Source organism: Pedobacter rhodius (assembly GCF_027213645.1).
Lineage (GTDB): Bacteria > Bacteroidota > Bacteroidia > Sphingobacteriales > Sphingobacteriaceae > Pedobacter > Pedobacter rhodius.
Map to the genome: position 1 here is coordinate 582,329 of NZ_JAPWGL010000003.1, position 20,564 is coordinate 602,892.

Below are 20,564 nucleotides of genomic sequence, written 5' to 3' on the forward strand. Positions count from 1 at the left end.
TATCGGCAGAACAGCCTGAAAATAAACAGATTGATAGAAGTATTGAAAAAAAGGATAATTTTTTTAAACAGCAGATAATCATCTTTTAAAGTTATAGGAAATAATACAAACTAAAACATTAAATTTAATCAAATGTTAACCAAATATAAATTTATAAGGCTTGCGATATACCGCAAATTAATGATTTGTGCAGGTTTCATTTTGCTTTTTTCTAATGCCTTGCCTGCTCAGGATTTTGCTTTCCCGGGAAATCAGAAAAGACAATCCTTGCATTTCAAACTAATAAAAAACCTCATTATTATACCTGTTTATATTAATGAAAAAGGACCTTATGATTTTGTTTTAGACACCGGCGTTGGTCCTCTGATTATTACAGAACCCTCAATTATCGATACACTGAATTTCGCTAAAATGCGAAAAATTAAAGTTTCAGGGTTAGGTTTAGAAACAGTGGAAGCATTTGTTTCTCAAAATATAAGCGCCAGAATTGGAATGGCAGAAGCACAACATATGCCTACCGCTATTTTGAAAGAGGACCTTTTTAACCTGTCGGGGCATTTGGGTGTAAAAATTTATGGGCTTGTAGGTTTTAACTTTTTTAACAGTTTCGTTGTTGATGTCCGTTACACTGAAAGCAGGATGATCTTCAGTAATCCGGGTACAAAAATTAAATATAAAGGAAGTAAAATCCCCATTCTAATCGAAAACCTGAAGCCATATGTTTATGCCGAAGTTGATGCGCCGGATGTCGGAAAAATTAAAGCTAAATTATTAATGGATACAGGTGCAAGTCATGCATTATCTATGGAAACGTTTAATGGCGATAAGTTCCCGTTGCCCTATTCAAAAATCAAGGCCAATTTAGGCATGAGTTTAAGCGGGCAGATTAAAGGTTACCTGGGAAGGGTAAAAGAACTTTCAATTGGTGAATTTGATTTTAAGGATGTGATTTCCGGTTTTCCGGATTATAAAATTATATCGCAGAAAATAGATTTAAAAACCAGAAACGGAAACCTGGGTGCCGATTTATTAAGGAAATTCAACATCCAGTTTAACTACCGTGAAGGCTTCATATATGTTCGGCCAAACGGAAATTTTAAAATGCCATTTGAGCATGATATGGTGGGGATGGTCGTTTACCTCGATCAGAAAGAATATAAAAGGTTTTTTATAGGCGAAGTAGATGAAAATTCGCCGGCGGAGAAATCAGGGCTGTGTCCTGACGATGAAATTATCGGCGTTAATTTCAGGTCTATGGAAATGTATTCGCTTAATGAGTTGTCAGAACTTTTTAAATCAGGCGCAAACAGAAGTATTATTCTTGAAATTTACCGCGATAAACAAGTTTTTTTTAAAGTAATCCACCTCGAAAAAAGAATTTAATTGAGCAGAACAGTAATTTTCAGGTTACAAGTCGATAAACAGTTTGTCAGGTTTTAATTTAGTATATTCTAAAAGACTTAACGAATGTTTAAAAAGGTTACTGTTTTATTCTTCCTTTTCCTGGTAAGCCATAATGCCTTTACACAGGTTCAGGATTCGCTGATTTTTATCAAAACCCATTGGGAAAAGCAGCGGATAGCTAAGCAGGTGAGGTTGTTTACATACCATTTTAACCGCAAAAATCTGTTTACGGTAAATGAAAACATTTCTTTTCTTGAAATTAAAAATTCCGGAAAAAAAGCAGTTTTTGCAATTGGTGCTGAAGAAAAAGAACTAATCACAACCAGCGATTTTGGTTTAAGAGACACTGCTGTGGCAGCTGTTAACAGCAATTTTTTTGATGTAAAAAATGGAGGTTCAGTTGATTTCGTGAGAGTTGATGGAAAAATAATCAACGTAAACCGGATTGAAAAAAATGGAAACCGGGCTTTTCATCAGCGGGCGGCTGTTGTAATCGATAACGGTAAGATCGCCATAAAAAAGTGGGATGGCAGCACAGACTGGGAAAAGAATTTAACTGAAAAAAATGTGCTTTTAAACGGGCCTCTTTTAGCAATTAACGGAAGAGATGAAGCACTAGATACAATTGCTTTTAACCGTTTGCGGCACCCCAGAACTTGCTTAGGCATAAAGCCAAACGGACGTGTAATTTTATTAACCGTTGATGGCCGGAATGATAATTCGGCAGGAATGAGTTTATTTGAACTCACAAAAATTATGCGTTGGTTGGGCTGTACAAGTGCAATTAATTTTGATGGCGGAGGCTCTACAACGCTTTGGGTAAAGGGCTACCGCGGAAACGGTGTAATTAATTATCCAACGGATAATAAAAAGTGGGACCATGAAGGGCAGCGGAAAGTGGCTAATGTAATTTTGGTTAAGAAAAAATAAATTATTTTAGTCGAAATTTTTGCCGGCTGCGTTATATAGATATGATTAGAAATTTTTGCCTCCTGCTTTATGCTATTGTTTTATGCTCATCATGCGATTTTGCTTCCAAAAAAACGAATCCCAAACTGAGGGATTATACCTGGGAATCGGTTAAAGGCATCCGTTATGAGGAAGTTAGGCGGCGGTTTAAAAACGGACTTTCTTTTAACCAGGAAGGCTTTATGCAAAAACCATCGTGGATAATTGAAGTTGCAGCTGAAGACACCATGATGGCCTGGAGCCCGCAGAAGCAAATTATGCAAAAATTTTTCCTGCAATACGACCATGGAAACCTTTATAACTTTGCCGAAGAATGGTTTAAAGTAAAGGTCATGACTACAGATAGCCTGATTTTACAAAGGGTTCAGGTAAATGGCAAGCTTGTTCTTGCCGATTTCCGTTCAGATGTAAACATGACTTTTTATGCACAGCGCTATATCAAAAATAAACTGAAAACAACTGCTGAAAAATTACAAAGGCCTACAAAAGCAGATACTGTTTTTATAACCAAAAGAGCAAATGCCGTAAACCTGAACAGCGACAGTGCTTTTGCAGCAACCGAACCTGTTCAATTTATACCGAAAAGCAAAATTGTAACAGTAGAAAAACTGGTTACGGCAAATAAACTAGAAGGCCGTACCACGGCTTATGATTATATGTTTCCACAGTATAAAATTGTAATAAACCGGGCTTATAAAGATTTTGCGTATCAAATTTCTGCGGTAGTAGATTTCCAGGGTGGCATCCATGTAAAAAATGTTTACGGGGTACTTCCGGAGAATGTAGAATCGAAGAAAAAAAACATGCAGGCTGTGGCCGATATTTACATTAGAAACCTGTTTAATGTACTGCCCGGAACTAGCTTAGGCATTCCGCATAATAGCCAAATTACCATGATGATTATTGGGAAGGCAATTAAAAGGCCTTAGTAATCTGCTATTTACAAAATTTTAACGTTAAAAAAATGTTAAAATTTATTTTGATTTTAAAAATTAAAACTTACCTTGCAGACTTAATTTTTAATATTTAATACAATGCAAGAAGGCACAGTAAAATTCTTCAATGTAACTAAAGGTTTTGGCTTTATTATCCCTGCAAATGGCGATAGCGAAATCTTTGTTCATTCAACAGGTCTTATCGACGAAATCCGTGAAAACGACAAAGTACAGTACGAAGTTGCTAACGGTAAAAAAGGCTTAAATGCCGTTAATGTGAAAGTAATTTAATTAACTATCATATTTACAAAAGAGCCCTGATTTTATTGGGGCTTTTTTTATTGCCCAAAATCCTGAATTTATTTATCAATTTTATGACTAACTAATTTATTTTACCTGGCTTAGGTAACTCCGGGCCGGAGCATTGGCAAGGCTATTTCGAAAAATCAGCAGCTAACTTTAAAAGAATAGAACAAAGTGATTGGGATACGCCTGCATGTAAAGATTGGGTTGAAAACACAGATAATGCGATTTCCGGCCTTGATCCCAAAACAGTTGTTTTAATTGGTCACAGTTTGGGCTGTATCGCCATTGCAAACTGGGCCAAAACTTCAAAAATTAGAATAAAGGGCGCATTGCTGGTTGCACCAAGCGATGTTGAAGCGCCGAGATATACTTTCGACACCGTTGGCTTTGAAAGTGTGCCGCTTGACAGAATAGGTTTTAAAACCATTGTGGTAGCGAGTACCAACGACGAGTGGATTTCGATAGAGCGGGCTGCGTTCTTCGCCGAGAATTGGGGAAGCGAATTTATTAATATTGGCGAAGCCGGGCATATTAATGCGGCCTCAGGATTTGGTGAATGGAAAGAAGGCCTGGAACTGTTAAAATCATTTAAATAGATTAATTTCCGCAGATTTATTGGTAATCTGAACGCTATTATTAACCTCCTTTTTTAATTTTTAACTTAATTTTAGATTAAAGCGCTCGATTAATAATAAATTTCAAAATCTCCGGCGGAAATAATCATTCCTTATTATTTAGCTTTTTCCTGAACACATAATCCATAAATATCAATCCCAAAATCAAATCTACACCTAAAAAAATGTATAAGGTGGTTGGTGTTAAAAGCTTTTCTACATTTAAATTAACCGAGAAATACTTGCTGAAATCGGGCATCGAAAAAGTTGTATTATACAAAATGTACCCTAATATGGAGAGTATAGCCAGTATAAAAAAGGCCGCGATACCGAATATAATCCGGTTATCTACTTTAGTTTTTAGCGAAATAGGTACAGGCTGAAGTGCCACCTCTTCCATTACATTTCTGGTGAAGGACATCGATGGCGCATCGAGCTCCATCTCACCGAAGGCGATGTTTAAATTTAATAATTCTTCGTACTGAAGTTTTACCGAAAGGTCACTTTCAATCTTTTCCTCGATGCTTTTTCGTTGGGTTTCATTCAGGTTTCCATCAATGTAATCCCAAAGTTGTTGTTCTATTGTATTCATAGTAACTCCTTTACTTCATCCTTTAACAAATATTGTAATTTTTCTTTAAGCCTTTGCCTTGCACGGTGCAGTTTTACTTTTACGGTATTTGGCGCCATGTTTAAGGCCGTTCCAATTTCTTCTAAACTTTGTTCGCCGCTGTAAAACAGCGTTATAATTGCAGCGTCGTCTGGTAGTAAATCTTTAATTGCTTCGTTTAAAAAAGCATGGCTGTTTTGTTGTTCATAAACATTTGCATTAAAAGCCGAGGTATGATTTTCCAATTGCAAAAATGTTTCCTCATCGCTGATTGATGAGGTATCTAAACGTTTTTTCCGCAAAAAAGTCATTGCCGTTGTATAAGTAATGGTATACAACCAGGTACTGAATTTAGCTGTCTGTTTAAAAGAGCCTAATGCTTTATAAGCTTTTACGAAACAATCCTGGGCAATTTCTTCGGCATCTTCCCGGTTTTTTGCAAATCTTAAAGCAAGCGTAAAAACAAATCGCTGATGGCGTTTCACCAGCAAAGCATATTGCCCGGTTTCGCCGGTTAATACATTTTGAATCAGCTCTAAATCTGTTAACTCCTGCTTCATACTTCATACTAAGACTACCTGAAAACTAACCAGGTTACAGTGCAAATAGAATTAGCCTTAATTTAGCGAAAAGAATTCGGCTTTTCTGGAAATGAATGGCAGTGGTTCCTGGCCGCCTGCAGTCCTGCTATCCACTTTACGCCGTGGTTAGCTGAAAGGGCTAACACTACATGTTCGTTCCTATCAGGTTTAGGCACAGCGGCCAGACTTTCAAACCGTTCATAAATAGCAACATTACTCCCGGTTAGTGCCGGGCGAACCTTATCCTGCCGGATTGAGGCTTTAAACTTTGACAACTTTTTCTAAGCATTTATCAGAATCAGCTCTCAAAGCTAAGTTACGGCCTTGTAAACTTCAAAAAAAGAATCTTATAGAAATTAGATTGGCTAATGAGCCACCAGCCAAGAGTAATTAGCCCCGGGTGAAACGTTACCCTGCAGGGCTGAGGTACGATGCCCGAAGCGTATAAGTGAAACACGGGAACAAATTTGGTTGCCTGCACTGGTTTTGCGCTTCAGAAAAAGAATACCATAGAAGTTAGATTAACCGGTGGGCCACCAGCGAAGGAACAGGCGCTAAGTTTAAAATTCTTTTTTAAGCACCATCATAATCAGAGTTGTCGAAGCCAAATCAATCAGCTAGTGCGAAGCGAAAAATTTTAAACCTGCTATGGAGCCAATTAATGTGCAGATGAAAAATATCCGCCAGAATGTTGCCGGTTCATTAAAATAAACAATACCAATAATTACCGTTCCAACAGCACCAATACCCGTCCATACAGCATAAGCGGTACCCATTGGTAAGGTTTGCGCAGCTTTGTTTAGCATCATAAAACTCAAAGCAATACATATAAAGAAACCGACGCTCCACCTTAAATTGCTGAAGTTGTTAGAGAGCTTCAGGCACGTGGTAAAACCAACTTCAAAAAGGCCTGCAATAATTAGTATAATCCAGTTCATATCTGCAAAGGTAAAAATGTTTAAAGACTTCCCGTTTGAACTGAAAATTATCAATTGTAAACTTTTTACAGCATAAGTGTAACCTGATTAAAAATCGTGTTGTCATAATACACAGAACACGGTTCAATAAAAGAAACAGAATAGTACACACAATAAAAATTAAAATCATGGAAGGTATATTAGTCCCAATCTCACTTTTTTTAGGCGCATTCGCAATGGTATTTGGAATCCGCTATTTATCAAACAAGGAAAAAATGGCAATGATAGAACGCGGTATCGATCCGGGTATCGGAAAATCTACGCCTCGTCCGTACCTGAGTTTAAAATTCGGCTTATTGCTGGTTGGCTTGGGAATCGGTTTATTGGTTGCTTTATTTACAGTCCGAGGTGTTTTCGGTTCGGACATGACACATTCAGAAGAAGGTCAGTCTGTAGCAATTTATTTTGGCTGCCTGGGTATTTTCGGCGGATTAGGTTTAATCACCTCATTTCTAATTGAGAAGAAAGCGATTGATCAATAAATTTCGGATTAAACCTACGAGGTCTTAAATAGCATTTAACACCTCGCAGGTTTTTTTAAGGTTTTTACTGCGGTTTATTGATAACGGCTACCGTTAACCTGCTGATGCAACTCATTTTTCCCCGGTCGTTATAAATTTTGATATCCCAGATATGGGTTTTCGCTCCAATATGAATCGGGGTGCAAATGCCTTTAACCAAACCACTTTTTACGGGGCGAAGGTGGTTCGCATTAACTTCTAAACCAACAGCTACATATTTTTCAGGGTCGATACACATGTAGGAAGCAATGCTACCTAGGGTTTCGGCTAAAACAACCGATGCGCCGCCGTGCAAAATTCCCGCGGGTTGATGCGTTCGTTCGTCAACAGGCATGGTTCCGGTAATAAAGTCTTCACCAATTTCAGTAAATTTTATATCAAGCAAGCCGCCTATATGATTCTTCGGGCGATTATTTAAATCATCAGTTGTAAAGTCTTTAAACCACATGGTAACGTTCTTTTAGCACACCGGCATGGTGAATAATATGGCCTGCAGCAATAAATAAAATAGATTTAACAGTTATTTCCCTGCCTGAAGCGACACCTTTTCTGTTTAATTCCTCTTCATTAAGGCTTTTGAAAAAGTAAAGGTTGGCTTTGCGTAAGGCTGCGAATTCTTCAATCATATCTTCATAGTTTCGTTCAGCGAAGCGGGCATTGGCAACATAATCATCTTCTTCAAAACCGGGTAAATGTTGCTGTTCATTTCTGGCAAAACAAGTCATCCGATAAACAAAAATACGTTCACAATCAATAATGTGGCCCAGCATTTCTTTCAATGTCCATTTACCTTCGGCATAAGCAAAATTTTCCTTTTCCTTATTTGATTCGAATAATACTGGAATACTAAAAACCTGTTCTTCAAGGATTTCAAAAATACCCCCATTAACTTTGCTGATATAGGTTTCACCCCAAATTGGATAGTCGTCAGGCTGTGGTCGGTTCATATTTTAAGCTGCTTTTTAAGATTATTCTAAATGTTGTTCCTTTACCTATTTCAGAATCTTTAACAAAGATTTCACCGCTATGGTAATTTTCCACGATACGTTTGGTTAATGATAAACCTAAACCCCAGCCACGTTTCCTGGTGGTGTAGCCCGGTTGAAAAACCGCATCGAATTTCGATCTGGGAATACCCTTTCCGCTATCCGTAACATCAATAAATACCTGCTCTTTAGCCAGGTTTTCAATAATGTTAACTGAAATAGAACCCTCGTTTTCAATGGCATTTGCGGCATTTTTTAGGAGGTTTTCTATTACCCAATCAAAAAGTGGAATATTAAGCATTGCCCTCACCTGTTCATCACCGGTAATGGTAAATTTAACTTTATCGGATGTTCTGACTTTAAAATAATCGATGAAATTATTAATGACCAGGTAAACCACATGATCTTCAAGTATTGGTTTCGAGCCGATTTTTGAAAACCTGTCGGTAATAATTTCAAGGCGTTTAATGTCGTTTTCCATCTCGGCAATCAAAGGATCATCTTCCGCATCGAATTTCGATTTCATAAGTTCTACCCAGGCCATTAATGACGATATCGGGGTGCCGAGCTGATGTGCCGTTTCTTTCGCCAGACCTACCCAAACATGATCCTGTTCATCTCTTCTCGCCGAACTAAATGCTGCATAGGCCGTTAAAAGAAATAGAAAAATAACACCCATCTGGATATATGGAAAGTAACGGAGTTGTGTTAAAACGAAAGAATCTTTATAGTAAGCCTTATATTCGGCGCCAAAAACATTCATTGTTGCAGGCTTATGCTGTATCTTCATAGTGGCCAGTTGTTTAACAAAATACAGGCTATCATAAACCAGTTTGCCGTTATCAGGCCATATTGTTTTGGTACTGTCTAATCCTGATGTTGAAATAATTAAGCCTTCGTTATTGGTTAATATTACGGGCGTTTTTGTGTTCTGCCTAACCGTTTCTACCAAACCAACCAGTAAATCATTATCCATTAAAAGCATAGAGCGCTCTTGTACTTTTACCCAAAGCTGAAACTGGTTTTCCTCTTCGCGTTCCATTTTTTTAACAAAAGAATCGGTGTAAAATACAGAGGCAATGCCGATTAGGATGGCAAAAATAAGAAGGAAAAATTTCCAGCGGCGTTTCTTTTCGTATGGATTCATGCTTTGGGTAGCAAATTACAATAACAAAACGAAAAAAACATAAAACCATTATGCTTTTTCAGAAACTGAGGGGTAATAATTTTAAAAGCATTACCGCGTCATTGCAGATGAAAACAATATAAAACAGATGAAAAACATATCTTTGTGCCGTCTTGCGTTTTGCGTTAGGCGCTAAGCGTTCAAAGCGCCTAACGCAAAACGCTTAGCGCTCAACAAAACAACAATGGATAAAAAAGTTAGAGTACGATTTGCGCCGAGCCCAACCGGAGGCTTGCATTTAGGGGGTGTTCGCACAGCCTTGTTTAATTATTTGTTTGCAAGAAAACATAATGGAACCTTTGTTTTACGTGTAGAAGATACCGACCAGAACCGCTTTGTAGAGGGTGCTGAAGAATATATTGTAAACTGTTTGGATTGGTGTGGCATTACGCCGGATGAAAGTCCCAACAAACCGGGTGCTTACGGCCCTTATCGCCAGAGTGAGCGCAAGTCGAGTTACAGAAAGTTTGCCGAACAGCTAATTAGCGACGGTTATGCCTATTATGCTTTTGATACACCGGAAGAATTGGATGTAAAAAGAAAAGAATTTCCAAATTTTCAATATGGACAGGCCACACGTATGCAGATGCGTAATTCCTTAACGTTAACGCTTAGTGAAGTTGAAGATTTATTGGCAGCAAAAACACCACACGTTATCCGCATTAAAGTACCTGAAGATGAAATTGTTCATTTTAGCGATTTAATTCGTGGCGATGTCAGCTTCGAAACGGCTATTGTTGATGATAAAGTTTTGCTTAAAGCAGATGGTATGCCAACGTATCATTTGGCCGTTGTTGTAGATGATAAAGCCATGGAAATTACACATGCTTTTCGAGGTGAAGAATGGTTGCCATCGGCACCGGTTCATATTTTACTTTGGAAATATTTAGGCTGGGAAACAGATATGCCGCAATGGGCGCATTTACCTTTAATTTTAAAACCCGACGGGCATGGAAAATTAAGCAAGCGCGATGGCGATCGCTTAGGTTTCCCGGTTTATGCAATGAACTGGATAGATCCTAAAACCGGCGATGTAACAAAAGGATTTAAAGAAATGGGTTTCCTGCCGGAAGCTTTTGTAAATATACTTGCGCTTCTGGGCTGGAATGATGGAACGGAGCAGGAAATCTTTACGCTTGTCGAGTTAGAAGAAAGATTTTCTATGGAGAGAATCAGTAAGGCAGGGGCTAAGTTCGATTTTGAAAAAGCGAAGTGGTATAACCACGAGTGGATAAAGCAGACTTCAGTTGAAAATTTGCGGGTTTCAGTTAAAAATGAACTGCAAAAGGCAGGAATAGAAGTTAATGATGACAGGCGTTTAGATACGGTTATCGATTTAATAAAAGACAGGTGTACGTTATTGCCAGATTTTGTCGTTCAGAGTGGTTATTTTTTTACTTCACCTGCAGTATATGATTCGGCGTCGGTAAAGCCAAAATGGACGGTAGAAAAAGCCGCTTTTTTTGAAACATATGCAGAAAATATCAACTTAGGCAATGCAATTGAAGCCGAAGCCGCTTTTAAAGCTTTAGCAGAAGAAAAAGGTTTTAAACCCGGCGAATTGATGCTGCCTTTCAGGGTTATGCTTGTTGGCGGAAAGTTTGGTCCCGGTGTTTTCGATATTGCGATTTTACTCGGCACTGAAGAAACGAAATCTAGAATAGCTAAAGCGATAACAGTTTTTAATGGTTAGAAATAATTTTAAGTTATAAAAAAGTTAGTATATTGTATAATTAACCACTAAAGTATGTAATTATGAAAAAAAAACTAAAAGATTTGCAAGGAATTACTGTTCTAACAAAAGAAGAACAAAGGAACATTATGGGTGGAATGAAGTGGAATGGATTTGGATCTGACAATGTTGAAGACAGCAGGCCCGGACATGAATTGAATAATAATCTGTTTACTTGGATAAATAGAGATGGAAGTCATAAGTAAGCGCTTATCTTCATTTGATAAAAAAAATGTCTCTTAGTAACTAAATATAAAAAATAGGCAACATTTATGTTGTCTATTTTGTTGTAAAAGATATTTAACATGTTTTAATTAATTGACTACTATGCAAATATTCGGAAAAGGAAGTGAAAATGTTGAAGACAGCAGGGGAAGTAAAGGTGGCGGAAAGGCTGTTTTAGGTGGAGGAGTAGGTTTAATAATTGTGGTGTTAGGGCTGTTTTTTGGAAAAGATTTAACTGGCTTGGTTGGTCAAATACCAACTAATGAAGCCGCTGAAGTTAATAAAGGAATTCCAACAGATTCTGCCGGAATTCAAATGTCGAAGATTTTAAATTCTACGGATGAAGTTTGGGAAAAAGAATTTCAAAGCATGAGTAAAGAATATGAAAAACCAACGCTTCGATTATTTAGAGAAGGTGTGCAAACAGCTTGTGGAAATGCCACTGCTGATGTTGGGCCTTTCTATTGTCCGGGAGATAATAAAGTTTACATAGATTTATCATTTTATGATGAACTGGCTAACCGTTTTGGTGCAGCAGGAGATTTTGCGCAAGCCTATGTTTTAGCCCATGAGGTAGGTCATCATGTTCAAAATCTTTTAGGTATTTCTGATAAATTACAACAAGCACGTGGAAAAGTTAGTGAAGCGGATTACAACCGTTTATCTGTTAAATTAGAACTCCAGGCAGATTTCTTTGCCGGCCTATGGGCCCACAATGCGCAAAAATCAGGAATAATAAAACTTGATGAAGGCGACTTACAAGAGGCATTAACTGCAGCGAATGCCATCGGCGATGATAAATTGCAAAAACAGGCAAATGGTGAGGTTACACCAGACTCTTTCACCCATGGTACATCACAACAACGTATGTATTGGTTCAAAAAAGGATTCGAAACCGGAGATATTAAACAAGGCGATACATTTAATTCAAATAATTTATAATTTTTTAAAACATTTTTAAAATGTATGTGTTTGTTTACATTTAGGGACGATTTCGCCCTAACCAAACATGATTTCCCGGCTTTCTAATGTTTTATAAAAGATGATTCTTATTGTTGATGACAGGCCTGAAAACCTAGTATCTCTGCAGAAAGTATTGCAGGCTCACAATTTTGAGGTTGATACAGCACCTTCAGGAGAGGAAGCGCTAAAAAAAGTTCTGAAAAATAATTACGTCCTGATTATTCTTGATGTTCAAATGCCTGATATGGATGGCTTTGAAGTAGCCGAAGCCGTTTCTGGTTTCAGTAAAGCAAAAGACACAGCAATCATTTTTTTATCTGCAGTAAATACAGAATTAAGATTTATCACTAAAGGCTATGAAAGTGGTGGTTTGGATTACATTACCAAACCGGTAGATATCAACATTCTTTTACTGAAAATAAAAACATTTTACCGCATTTATGAGCAAAATAGAAAGCTCAACGAAATCCAGGAAAAACTTTTGGAAGAAATCGAATTCCGCAAGCAGGCTGAGCATAAAAAAGATGAATTTATAAGTATTGCAAGCCATGAGTTAAAAACACCGCTAACCAGTGTAAAAGGCTATATTCAATTATTGCAAAGGAGCATTAATAAAGATGATAAGGTGATGGCGCAAAATCATCTTGATAAAGCCAGCATTCAATTGGAAAAATTGAATGAACTGATAGTTGATTTACTGGATATTTCTAAAATTGAAAGCGGAAAACTGAAATTTAATATGCAGCAATTCTGCGCAGATAATATGGTAAATAATGCCATTGAAATGATGCAGCAATCAAATCCTGAATTCAACATCACTAAGCTTGGCAAAACCAATGAAATGATTTACGGCGATGAAATGCGACTGGAACAGGTTGTTATCAATTTCATCAGCAATGCAATAAAATACGCACCAGGCACCAACCAGGTTAATGTAATTATCAATATAAAAGATGGCAAACTCTATCTGGCCGTTAAAGATTTCGGCATTGGAATTCCAAAAGAACAGCAGCATAAAATATTTGATAAATTTTACCGCGTAGAAGAAAACAGTAACCGGTTTAACGGCTTGGGTATTGGATTATACATCTGTTCTGAAATTATTAAAAGACATGGTGGCACAATTGGCGTAAATAGTTTACCTGATGAGGGCTCTGAGTTTTATTTTATCATTCCGATAGAAGAGGAAACCAGGTTAATCGCCGATAAAAAAATACTTGAAAATGTTTAATACCATCAAATTACCATCTTATAAATCCCAACAAAGCATAAATTTTAATGAAAACAACCCTTAAAAATAATTTACGGTTAGGCCTCGGCTTATCGCTTATTATTCTTTTCATCAGTTCTCTTGCTTCGTACGTTAGTATAAGCAATTTGATAAAAAGTACCGAACTGGTTAAACATAGTGATGAAGTAATTTTAAATGTAGAAAGCATAATTTCTACTTTAAAAGATGCGGAAACGGGTCAGAGAGGCTATCTCTTAACCGGTAATAAAGTTTTTCTGGAACCTTACAACGGCGCTACCGATGCTGCGCTTAATACTTTAAATAAAGTTGCTGAAAGTACCAGGGATAATCAAAAGCAGCAAAAAAACGTTGATGAATTAAGGAATATCATGTTGCGCCGGTTAGGGATTATTAAATCTACTATCGAAATTAAATCTTTAGGCGGACAGGTAGATCCTACAGTTTTGTTTCAAGGTAAAACCTATATGGATCAAGCGAGGAATATCGTTAACCAAATGGTAACTGAAGAACGCCGGCTACTTGAAAACAGAACAGCAGAATTAAATAAGCTCACTTCTTATACCCCAATATTAATTTTAATTGCTGCGGTACTGGCAATTTTAATCACCTTGTTTTTTTATAGAAAAGTATCGATTGATTTTGATGAACGCGTTAAACTTCAAAAAGAAATTGAAGACAAAAAATACGAGATGGAAAAACGTATTTTGGCCATTAAAGAAATTGCACATCAAATTTCTGAAGGAAATTACGGCGTAAAATTAGACAGTCAGACACAGGACGATATTGGTGAGCTTTCAGGCTCATTAAATACAATGTCGGCCTCGTTAAAAAAATCTTTCGATACCCTGGCGGAAAACGAATGGCTGCAAACCGGCGTTGCAAACCTGAATGTAAAAATGGTTGGCGAAAAAGATGTTTTTAAGTTAGCAGATGATATTATTGAGTTTTTAATAACTTATACAAAAAGCCAGGTTGGTGCAATTTATCTCTTTAAAGATGATGGTTATCTGCATCTTAAAGGACAGTATGCAGTAAAAGGGCAAAATCTTGCAAGCATATTGGAAGTTGGGGAAGGCTTAATTGGCCAGGCTGTAAAATCCGGCAAGCATATTTTACTCGATGAAATTCCACAGGGTGAATTAACCGTTAGTTATGCAACCGGAAATATCAAACCGACACAATTATTAGTTTTGCCAATTATTAGAAATGGTATTACAATGGGTGGTATGGAAATAGGCTCGGTAAGCCCATTCAGCGATTTGCAGCTTCACTTTTTAAACCTGGTTATATCTGACGTGGGTACAGCTTTATTAGGTGCTCAGAACAGGCAAAAATTACAGCAACTGTTAGAAGAAACGCAGGCCCAGTCGGAAGAATTGCAGGTTCAGCACAATGAACTGGAGGGTATGAATGCAGAGCTGGAAGCGCAGGCGCAAAAACTCCAGGCTTCAGAAGAAGAATTACGCGTACAACAGGAAGAGCTGCTTCAGAGCAATCAGGAACTTGAAGAAAGAAGTAGTTTGCTCGAAGAAAAAAATGAGCTTATCGAAGAGCGTAATATTGAAATTCAGCAAAAAGCAGAGGCCCTGGAATTGAGTACCAGATACAAATCTGAATTTCTTGCAAATATGTCGCACGAGTTGCGCACCCCGTTAAATTCGATTTTATTGTTATCAAGGTTGATGGCCGAAAACGAGGAAATGGATCGCGAACATCAGGAATATGCAGAAGTTATTCAAAGTTCAGGACAAGGCCTGTTAAGCTTAATTGATGAAATTCTGGATTTATCTAAAATTGAAGCCGGGAAAATGGAACTCGACCGGGCAAACATCAAGATAGCAGATGTTGTGTCGAATATGCGTGCCTTATTTAATCCGCTTGCCAACGAAAAAGCTTTAAAATTAGTAATTAATACGTCGGAAGAATTGCCGGAATTTTTCCATACCGACAAAATGCGGTTGGAGCAGATATTAAAAAATCTTTTGTCGAACGCCATCAAATTTACCACGGAAGGTACCGTTACCTTGGATATTAAGAAAAATGAAAAGCTAAACGCCCTGATTTTTAAGGTTACGGATACCGGTGTTGGTATTGCAGCAGAAAAACAGGGAATGATTTTCGAAGCTTTTCAACAAGCAGATGGCTCTACAAGGCGTAAGTTCGGAGGTACCGGTTTGGGGCTCTCCATCAGCCGCGAACTGGCTAAACTTTTAGGCGGTTATATCGATTTAAAAAGTAAAGAAAACGAAGGTAGTATTTTTACCTTAATACTGCCGGTTGATAAAAATAAAGGTCTTGAGGATATCGAAATACCTTTAGAAAAACCTGAGGTTGCACCAGAACCCGTTGTTAAAGTAAATCATTTGACGGTTCCAAACATTCCGCAGGAAATAGCGGACGACAGGGCTGATATCCTGCCTGATGATAAGGTAATTTTAATTATTGAAGATGATACGCCTTTTGCAAAAACACTTCTGGATTTTACAAGAAAGAAGGCTTATAAAGGTTTGGTAGCCGTTCGTGGTGATGTTGGTATAGAAATGGCAAAGGCTTATAAACCATTGGCGATTCTTCTGGATATTCAATTGCCTGTTAAAGATGGGTGGCAGGTTATGGAAGAACTAAAATCTGATCCGGATACCCGTCCGATTCCTGTTCATATTATGTCTTCACTACAGGTTAAAAAGGAAAGTCTGCTGAAAGGTGCTATTGATTTTATTAATAAACCTTTCGCTTTTGAACATATGCAGGAGATTTTCCAGAAGCTGGAACATGCCCTGAGCCGCCACCCGAAAAAGGTATTAATTGTTGAAGAAAATGAGCAGCATGCAAAAGCATTAAGCTATTTTCTGGGTAATTTTAACATTCAAACCGAAATTGTAAATCAGGTGGTTGATGGTGTTTCTGCATTGCACAAACCAGATGTAAACTGCGTGATTCTGGACATGGGTATTCCGGATAAACATGCTTACGAAACGTTAGAGGTTGTAAAGAAAACACCTGGTTTGGAAAACCTGCCGATTATCATTTTCACAGGTAAAAGCTTATCAAAAGGCGAAGAAAGCAGAATCAAGCAGTATGCAGATTCCATTGTTGTAAAAACCGCTCATTCTTATCAACGTATTTTGGATGAAGCCGGTTTATTTCTTCACCTTGTAGAAGAAAAAAGCAAAGTGAAGAAGGCGGAGCCTAAAAAATTCTCCGAATTACAGGATGTTTTAAAAGGAAAAACAGTTCTAGTGGCAGATGATGATGTCAGAAATATTTTTTCTTTAACAAAAATACTGGAGCAACATCAAATGAAGGTTCTTGCGGCTACAGATGGAAAAGAGGCCTTAAAGCTTCTTGATGAAAACCCATCGGTTGACGTTGTTCTCATGGACATGATGATGCCGGAACTTGACGGCTATGAGACAACAACCGCCATCAGACAAAATATTAAATATCGTAATTTACCGGTTTTAGCAGTTACAGCAAAGGCCATGATGGGCGACCGCGAAAAGTGTATTTCTGCCGGCGCTTCCGATTACATCAGTAAGCCCGTAGATATGGATCAGCTGCTTTCGCTTTTACGCGTTTGGTTATACGAAAATCATCATAAATCTTAATCTTTTAATTAATATGCCTCGAAAATTAGTTCTCATAATTGACGATGATTATCGAAACATTTTTGCCCTCAAAGCTGTTCTAAGGGCGAAGGGTTTCGGAACATTATCTGCACCAAGTGCGCAGGAAGGCTTTGATATCATGGCTGAAAACGAAAAAATTTCCGTTGTGCTGATGGATATGATGATGCCAGATATGGATGGCTATCAGGCGATAGGCGTCATGAAAAAATCGCAGAAAATGCGTGATATTCCTGTTCTGGCTGTTACAGCACAGGCCATGGTTGGCGATAAAGAACGCTGCTTGCGTGCAGGCGCCTCCGGATATGTTTCAAAACCTGTAAATATAGATGAACTGATAATACAAATACAAGAAGTTACAAGCAAAAAGTGATTAGTGAAGCAATAGATAATGAGCAAATAGAGATGCTTTTGAGCGATGTCCTGGAGGCTCATGGCTACGATTTTCTTGAGTATTCCCACGCATCGATCAAAAGAAGAATCATCCGGTTATATGCGCTGGATAATTTTGTAAGCTTTGCAGAATTCAGGTATACCGTAAGAACAGATAAACAATATTTTAAAAGATTTTTGGAAGAAATTACGGTAAATGTTACCGAAATGTTCCGCGATCCCAATTTTTACAAAGCCCTGCGAAATGATGTTTTACCTGTTTTGGGTACCTATCCATTTATCCGCATCTGGGTGGCAGGTTGTTCTACAGGAGAAGAGGCTTATTCGCTGGCCATAGTATTAAAAGAATTAAATTTATTTCATAAGTCACTTATTTACGCTACAGATATCAACCCCTCTGTTTTAGAAAAAGCAAAACAGGGTATTTTTCCATTGAATTATTTAAAAGGCTACTCCGAAAATTACGTTAAATCAGGCGGTATTCAGGATTTTTCCTCTTATTACACGGCAAATTATTCACATGCAAAATTTGATGGAACCCTGAGCGAAAAAATGATATTCTCTACTCATAACTTAGTTTCGGATCATTCCTTTAATGAATTTCAGTTAATTATGTGCAGAAATGTTTTAATCTATTTTGATAAAGATTTACAGCATAAAGTTTTTCAATTGTTTGATAACAGCCTTGAAAAGCTGGGTTATTTAGCTTTGGGTAGCAAAGAAAGTTTAGATTTTTGGGAAAGATCAAAAGCATATAAGCGTGTAAAAACTGAAAAAATATGGCGGAAACTTTAATAAAAGGCAAATGTGAGGCTTTAATTATTGGAGGTTCGGCGGGTAGCCTGGATGTGTTGCTTGAAATTTTTCCGTCACTGAGCGATAATATTAACTTTCCAATTATTTTGGTTACACACCGGAAATCGGGTAACGATGCTTTATTAAGTGATTTATTGCGGAGCAGAACAAAATTAAAAGTAAATGAAGCAGAAGAAAAGGACAAAATTTTACCCGGACATGTCTATATCGCACCTGCAGATTATCATTTGCTGATAGAAGATGACGAAACTTTTTCATTAGATTATTCGGAAAAAATAAATTATTCAAGGCCATCAATAGATGTCACTTTTCAGTCTGCTGCAGAGGTTTTCGGGGATAAACTTGTTTGTGTTTTACTTTCAGGTTCAAATGCGGATGGCGTTGCGGGGCTAAAAACGGTAAACGATTTAGGAGGAATCGTCGTTATACAGAATCCAAACACGGCAATAATGTCTTACATGCCACAGCAGGCGGTTAATCATATTAAAGCCGGAATTATTCTGGATGCCAGTGATATGGCAGAATTTATTAATAAATTGGTTAAATAGATTATACAATCTTTCTTAAAGACATAAAATTATGGCTGATACAAAAAAGGTATTTGTTTTTGATGATAACAGGGATATTTTAGATTTATGCACTTTTATTCTGGAAGATGCAGGATATGAAATCAGAACCTCAGAAAGTGCAAACGATATAGAACAACAGGTAGCGGCCTATATGCCGGATATCATTTTTATGGATAACTGGTTGCCGGATTTAGGCGGAATTCAAGCGACAAAAGCAATTAAGAGCAACCCGGATTTGAAACATATTCCGGTAATTTATTTTTCTGCAAATAACGATATTTCTGCTTTAGCCGATGAGGCCGGTGCTGACAGCTATTTATCAAAACCCTTTGATATCGCATCGCTGGAAGACATTGTGAGGAAGCATTTGAGTTAGTTCTTACCCCATATTCTGGTATTTAAATCCAGCTCTTGAATGATATTATACATAAAGTTAATTACCGTAATATCCTGGTCTAAAAAATCGGGGTTAAGGAGGGTTTTAAAAACAGGTGCCTCAAAATAGTTTCTGCTCAGTGGAAATGCAATATACATCCTGCTGTTTATGAACGATAACGACACGGTGCTTTTTGTGTTTTTATTTAAAGCTAAAATCCGCTCCATCATGGCTGGTGTAAGAATGTATCTTGCCTCTACCTGATCTGTAGCATGTGTTATAAAAGTTTTGCTGAATTCCGCATTTTCAAGAGTAACAAAGTCATTATCCCCAAAAGAGAACAGGTTTTTTGAAAACCAGGCACTCATTGTTCCCAAAAGATCTTTTGGTTTTAAAATGGTTACACCATTAAAGTTTTTGTTAAAATCTGCAGCGAATAGTATACCTTTAAAAATATCGTGCCACTCCGTTCTTGTTCCATTTTTAGTTTGCACCTCGGTTTTATATTCAGCGTGCACCTCAGCAAAATAAAATGCTGTTTTCCCTGCATGTCCGCTTACCAAATCTTCGGTATTATATCTATCGGGGCTTTGCGAAAAAATCTGGGTACTTTCAAACTCGTAATCCAGTATTCCTTTGTAAGGTTCGATAACCAGACTCTGGTCCAATGATTTTAATGCCGTGCCAATTACATTAATTTTGAATGCCTCTTTATAAGCTTTTAACTCATCAGCGATTTGATATAAAATTATACCAGCATAAATCGCAGGAATAAGTCCGGCTATTGCTGCGGGAACCGGAAAGTTTAAAGAGAAACTAGCAATGATTATAATAATGCCCAGCGCAAGAAAAATATAGCCTTTTTTTTGTGTTGATGCTATTTTTTGCCGTTCAACTTCCAGTGTAGCAAGTACGTTTTGTAAAGCCGTATTGCTTTCAAGGTTTAACATTAATTATTGAAAAGTTCTTTAGCACTTATATTTTTACGCTCTTCTTCTGCGGTGGTTAAAACTGTAATCGGTTGAAAGTTTAACATACCGGCAAACATACTTCCCGGGAACATCATAATCGCATTGTTATAATCTGTTACTGCCGCATTATAGGTTCTTCTTGCGGCTGCAATTTGTTCCTCGCTTTCTGTCCATGTGCTTTGCAGGTTAATAAAGTTTGAATTAGCCTTTAAATCAGGGTATTGCTCTATATTAACCATTAAGCCTTTAACACTACTGCTCAGTTGTGTATCTATTAGAGCTTTTTCGGCATCGCTGGTGTTTCCGGAAATGGCTTTTGAGCGTAATTCAACAATTTTTGATAAGGTTCCCTGTTCATAATTTGTATATTGTTTTACAACTTCAACCAAGTTCGGAATTAAATCGAAACGCTTTTTAAGCATTACATCAATCGCAGAAAAAGCATTAGTAACCTGATTTTTTTTGCCAATTAGGCCATTATAAAAGAAAATTCCAATAAGGAGCAATAAGCCGATAACAACAAGTGCGATAACCATAATTTTAGTTTTGTAG

General features: G+C 37.4%; 24 protein-coding genes. 15 read left to right on the forward strand and 9 right to left on the reverse strand.

What is annotated here, in order from left to right; translation table 11 throughout:
- Positions 1 to 132: 132 nt before the first annotated feature.
- The 5 genes from O0931_RS12625 (at position 133) to O0931_RS12645 (ending at position 4,210) form a co-directional block, all read left to right on the forward strand.
- A complete protein-coding gene (locus O0931_RS12625) occupies positions 133 to 1,383 on the forward strand; it encodes an aspartyl protease family protein (RefSeq protein WP_269415940.1) in 1,251 nt (416 codons plus the stop codon).
- Between the two features lie 84 nt (positions 1,384 to 1,467).
- Positions 1,468 to 2,334: a phosphodiester glycosidase family protein gene (locus O0931_RS12630; protein WP_269415941.1), complete on the forward strand. Its 867-nt coding sequence runs from the start codon at positions 1,468 to 1,470 to the stop codon at positions 2,332 to 2,334.
- 41 nt (positions 2,335 to 2,375) lie between these two features.
- Complete coding sequence (locus O0931_RS12635) at positions 2,376 to 3,302, forward strand: hypothetical protein (protein ID WP_269415942.1); 927 nt, start codon at positions 2,376 to 2,378, stop codon at positions 3,300 to 3,302.
- A 105-nt stretch (positions 3,303 to 3,407) separates the two neighbouring features.
- A complete protein-coding gene (locus O0931_RS12640) occupies positions 3,408 to 3,599 on the forward strand; it encodes a cold-shock protein (protein WP_010599196.1) in 192 nt (63 codons plus the stop codon).
- Between the two features lie 98 nt (positions 3,600 to 3,697).
- Positions 3,698 to 4,210, forward strand: coding sequence for an RBBP9/YdeN family alpha/beta hydrolase (locus O0931_RS12645; RefSeq protein ID WP_269416265.1), 513 nt, complete (start codon positions 3,698 to 3,700; stop codon positions 4,208 to 4,210).
- Positions 4,211 to 4,334: 124 nt separating this feature from the next.
- On the opposite strand, the gene O0931_RS12650 is transcribed toward O0931_RS12645, so the two are convergent.
- The 4 genes from O0931_RS12650 to O0931_RS12665 form a co-directional block, all read right to left on the reverse strand.
- Complete coding sequence (locus tag O0931_RS12650; protein ID WP_269415943.1) at positions 4,335 to 4,820, reverse strand: anti-sigma factor family protein; 486 nt, start codon at positions 4,818 to 4,820, stop codon at positions 4,335 to 4,337.
- Positions 4,817 to 5,398: an RNA polymerase sigma factor gene (locus tag O0931_RS12655; RefSeq protein WP_269415944.1), complete on the reverse strand. Its 582-nt coding sequence runs from the start codon at positions 5,396 to 5,398 to the stop codon at positions 4,817 to 4,819. The genes O0931_RS12650 and O0931_RS12655 overlap by 4 nt, the downstream gene beginning before the upstream one ends.
- A 62-nt stretch (positions 5,399 to 5,460) precedes the next feature.
- Complete coding sequence (locus tag O0931_RS12660) at positions 5,461 to 5,694, reverse strand: hypothetical protein (protein WP_269415945.1); 234 nt, start codon at positions 5,692 to 5,694, stop codon at positions 5,461 to 5,463.
- A 342-nt stretch (positions 5,695 to 6,036) separates the two neighbouring features.
- On the reverse strand, positions 6,037 to 6,357 hold the full coding sequence (locus tag O0931_RS12665; RefSeq protein ID WP_269415946.1) for a DMT family transporter: 321 nt from the start codon (positions 6,355 to 6,357) through the stop codon (positions 6,037 to 6,039).
- A 167-nt stretch (positions 6,358 to 6,524) separates the two neighbouring features.
- Between O0931_RS12665 and O0931_RS12670 the strand changes: the two genes are divergently transcribed.
- Entirely contained in the window at positions 6,525 to 6,878 is a 354-nt protein-coding gene (locus O0931_RS12670; protein ID WP_269415947.1) for a DUF6249 domain-containing protein, read from the forward strand.
- 64 nt (positions 6,879 to 6,942) lie between these two features.
- Here the strand turns inward: O0931_RS12670 and O0931_RS12675 are convergent, their stop codons facing one another.
- Genes O0931_RS12675 through O0931_RS12685 form a run of 3 tightly spaced genes read right to left on the reverse strand, consistent with a single transcriptional unit; the run spans position 6,943 to position 9,050 of the window.
- Positions 6,943 to 7,365 (reverse strand): hotdog fold thioesterase, encoded by a 423-nt coding sequence (locus O0931_RS12675; RefSeq protein ID WP_269415948.1) that lies wholly within the window; start codon positions 7,363 to 7,365, stop codon positions 6,943 to 6,945.
- Entirely contained in the window at positions 7,355 to 7,864 is a 510-nt protein-coding gene (locus O0931_RS12680; RefSeq protein WP_269415949.1) for a DinB family protein, read from the reverse strand. Before O0931_RS12680 ends, O0931_RS12675 begins: the two co-directional genes overlap by 11 nt.
- Positions 7,845 to 9,050 (reverse strand): sensor histidine kinase, encoded by a 1,206-nt coding sequence (locus O0931_RS12685; RefSeq protein WP_269415950.1) that lies wholly within the window; start codon positions 9,048 to 9,050, stop codon positions 7,845 to 7,847. The genes O0931_RS12680 and O0931_RS12685 overlap by 20 nt, the downstream gene beginning before the upstream one ends.
- 223 nt (positions 9,051 to 9,273) lie before the next feature.
- On the opposite strand from O0931_RS12685, the gene gltX reads away from it, so the two are divergent.
- From gltX to O0931_RS12730, 9 genes are all read left to right on the forward strand, one after another.
- Positions 9,274 to 10,782 (forward strand): glutamate--tRNA ligase, encoded by a 1,509-nt coding sequence (gltX, locus tag O0931_RS12690; RefSeq protein ID WP_269415951.1) that lies wholly within the window; start codon positions 9,274 to 9,276, stop codon positions 10,780 to 10,782.
- Between the two features lie 62 nt (positions 10,783 to 10,844).
- A complete protein-coding gene (locus O0931_RS12695; RefSeq protein ID WP_269415952.1) occupies positions 10,845 to 11,027 on the forward strand; it encodes a hypothetical protein in 183 nt (60 codons plus the stop codon).
- 121 nt (positions 11,028 to 11,148) lie between these two features.
- Positions 11,149 to 11,988, forward strand: a complete 840-nt coding sequence (gene ypfJ / locus O0931_RS12700; protein WP_269415953.1) for a KPN_02809 family neutral zinc metallopeptidase — start codon at positions 11,149 to 11,151, stop codon at positions 11,986 to 11,988.
- Positions 11,989 to 12,088: 100 nt separating this feature from the next.
- On the forward strand, positions 12,089 to 13,240 hold the full coding sequence (locus O0931_RS12705; RefSeq protein ID WP_269415954.1) for a hybrid sensor histidine kinase/response regulator: 1,152 nt from the start codon (positions 12,089 to 12,091) through the stop codon (positions 13,238 to 13,240).
- A gap of 47 nt (positions 13,241 to 13,287) precedes the next feature.
- On the forward strand, positions 13,288 to 16,869 hold the full coding sequence (locus O0931_RS12710; RefSeq protein ID WP_269415955.1) for a response regulator: 3,582 nt from the start codon (positions 13,288 to 13,290) through the stop codon (positions 16,867 to 16,869).
- 13 nt (positions 16,870 to 16,882) lie between these two features.
- Positions 16,883 to 17,260: a response regulator gene (locus O0931_RS12715; RefSeq protein WP_269415956.1), complete on the forward strand. Its 378-nt coding sequence runs from the start codon at positions 16,883 to 16,885 to the stop codon at positions 17,258 to 17,260.
- Positions 17,261 to 17,292: 32 nt separating this feature from the next.
- Positions 17,293 to 18,075: a CheR family methyltransferase gene (locus O0931_RS12720; protein WP_269416266.1), complete on the forward strand. Its 783-nt coding sequence runs from the start codon at positions 17,293 to 17,295 to the stop codon at positions 18,073 to 18,075.
- Entirely contained in the window at positions 18,060 to 18,644 is a 585-nt protein-coding gene (locus tag O0931_RS12725) for a chemotaxis protein CheB (RefSeq protein ID WP_269415957.1), read from the forward strand. The genes O0931_RS12720 and O0931_RS12725 overlap by 16 nt, the downstream gene beginning before the upstream one ends.
- Positions 18,645 to 18,675: 31 nt before the next feature.
- Positions 18,676 to 19,041 carry a response regulator gene (locus O0931_RS12730; RefSeq protein WP_269415958.1) on the forward strand — a complete coding sequence of 122 codons (366 nt, stop codon included), beginning with the start codon at positions 18,676 to 18,678 and terminating at the stop codon, positions 19,039 to 19,041.
- On the opposite strand, the gene O0931_RS12735 is transcribed toward O0931_RS12730, so the two are convergent.
- Together O0931_RS12735 and O0931_RS12740 are read right to left on the reverse strand one after the other, a co-directional pair.
- On the reverse strand, positions 19,038 to 19,991 hold the full coding sequence (locus tag O0931_RS12735) for a DUF3137 domain-containing protein (protein WP_269415959.1): 954 nt from the start codon (positions 19,989 to 19,991) through the stop codon (positions 19,038 to 19,040). The genes O0931_RS12730 and O0931_RS12735 overlap by 4 nt on opposite strands.
- Positions 19,991 to 20,548 (reverse strand): LemA family protein, encoded by a 558-nt coding sequence (locus tag O0931_RS12740; protein ID WP_269415960.1) that lies wholly within the window; start codon positions 20,546 to 20,548, stop codon positions 19,991 to 19,993. Before O0931_RS12740 ends, O0931_RS12735 begins: the two co-directional genes overlap by 1 nt.
- Positions 20,549 to 20,564: the final 16 nt, after the last annotated feature.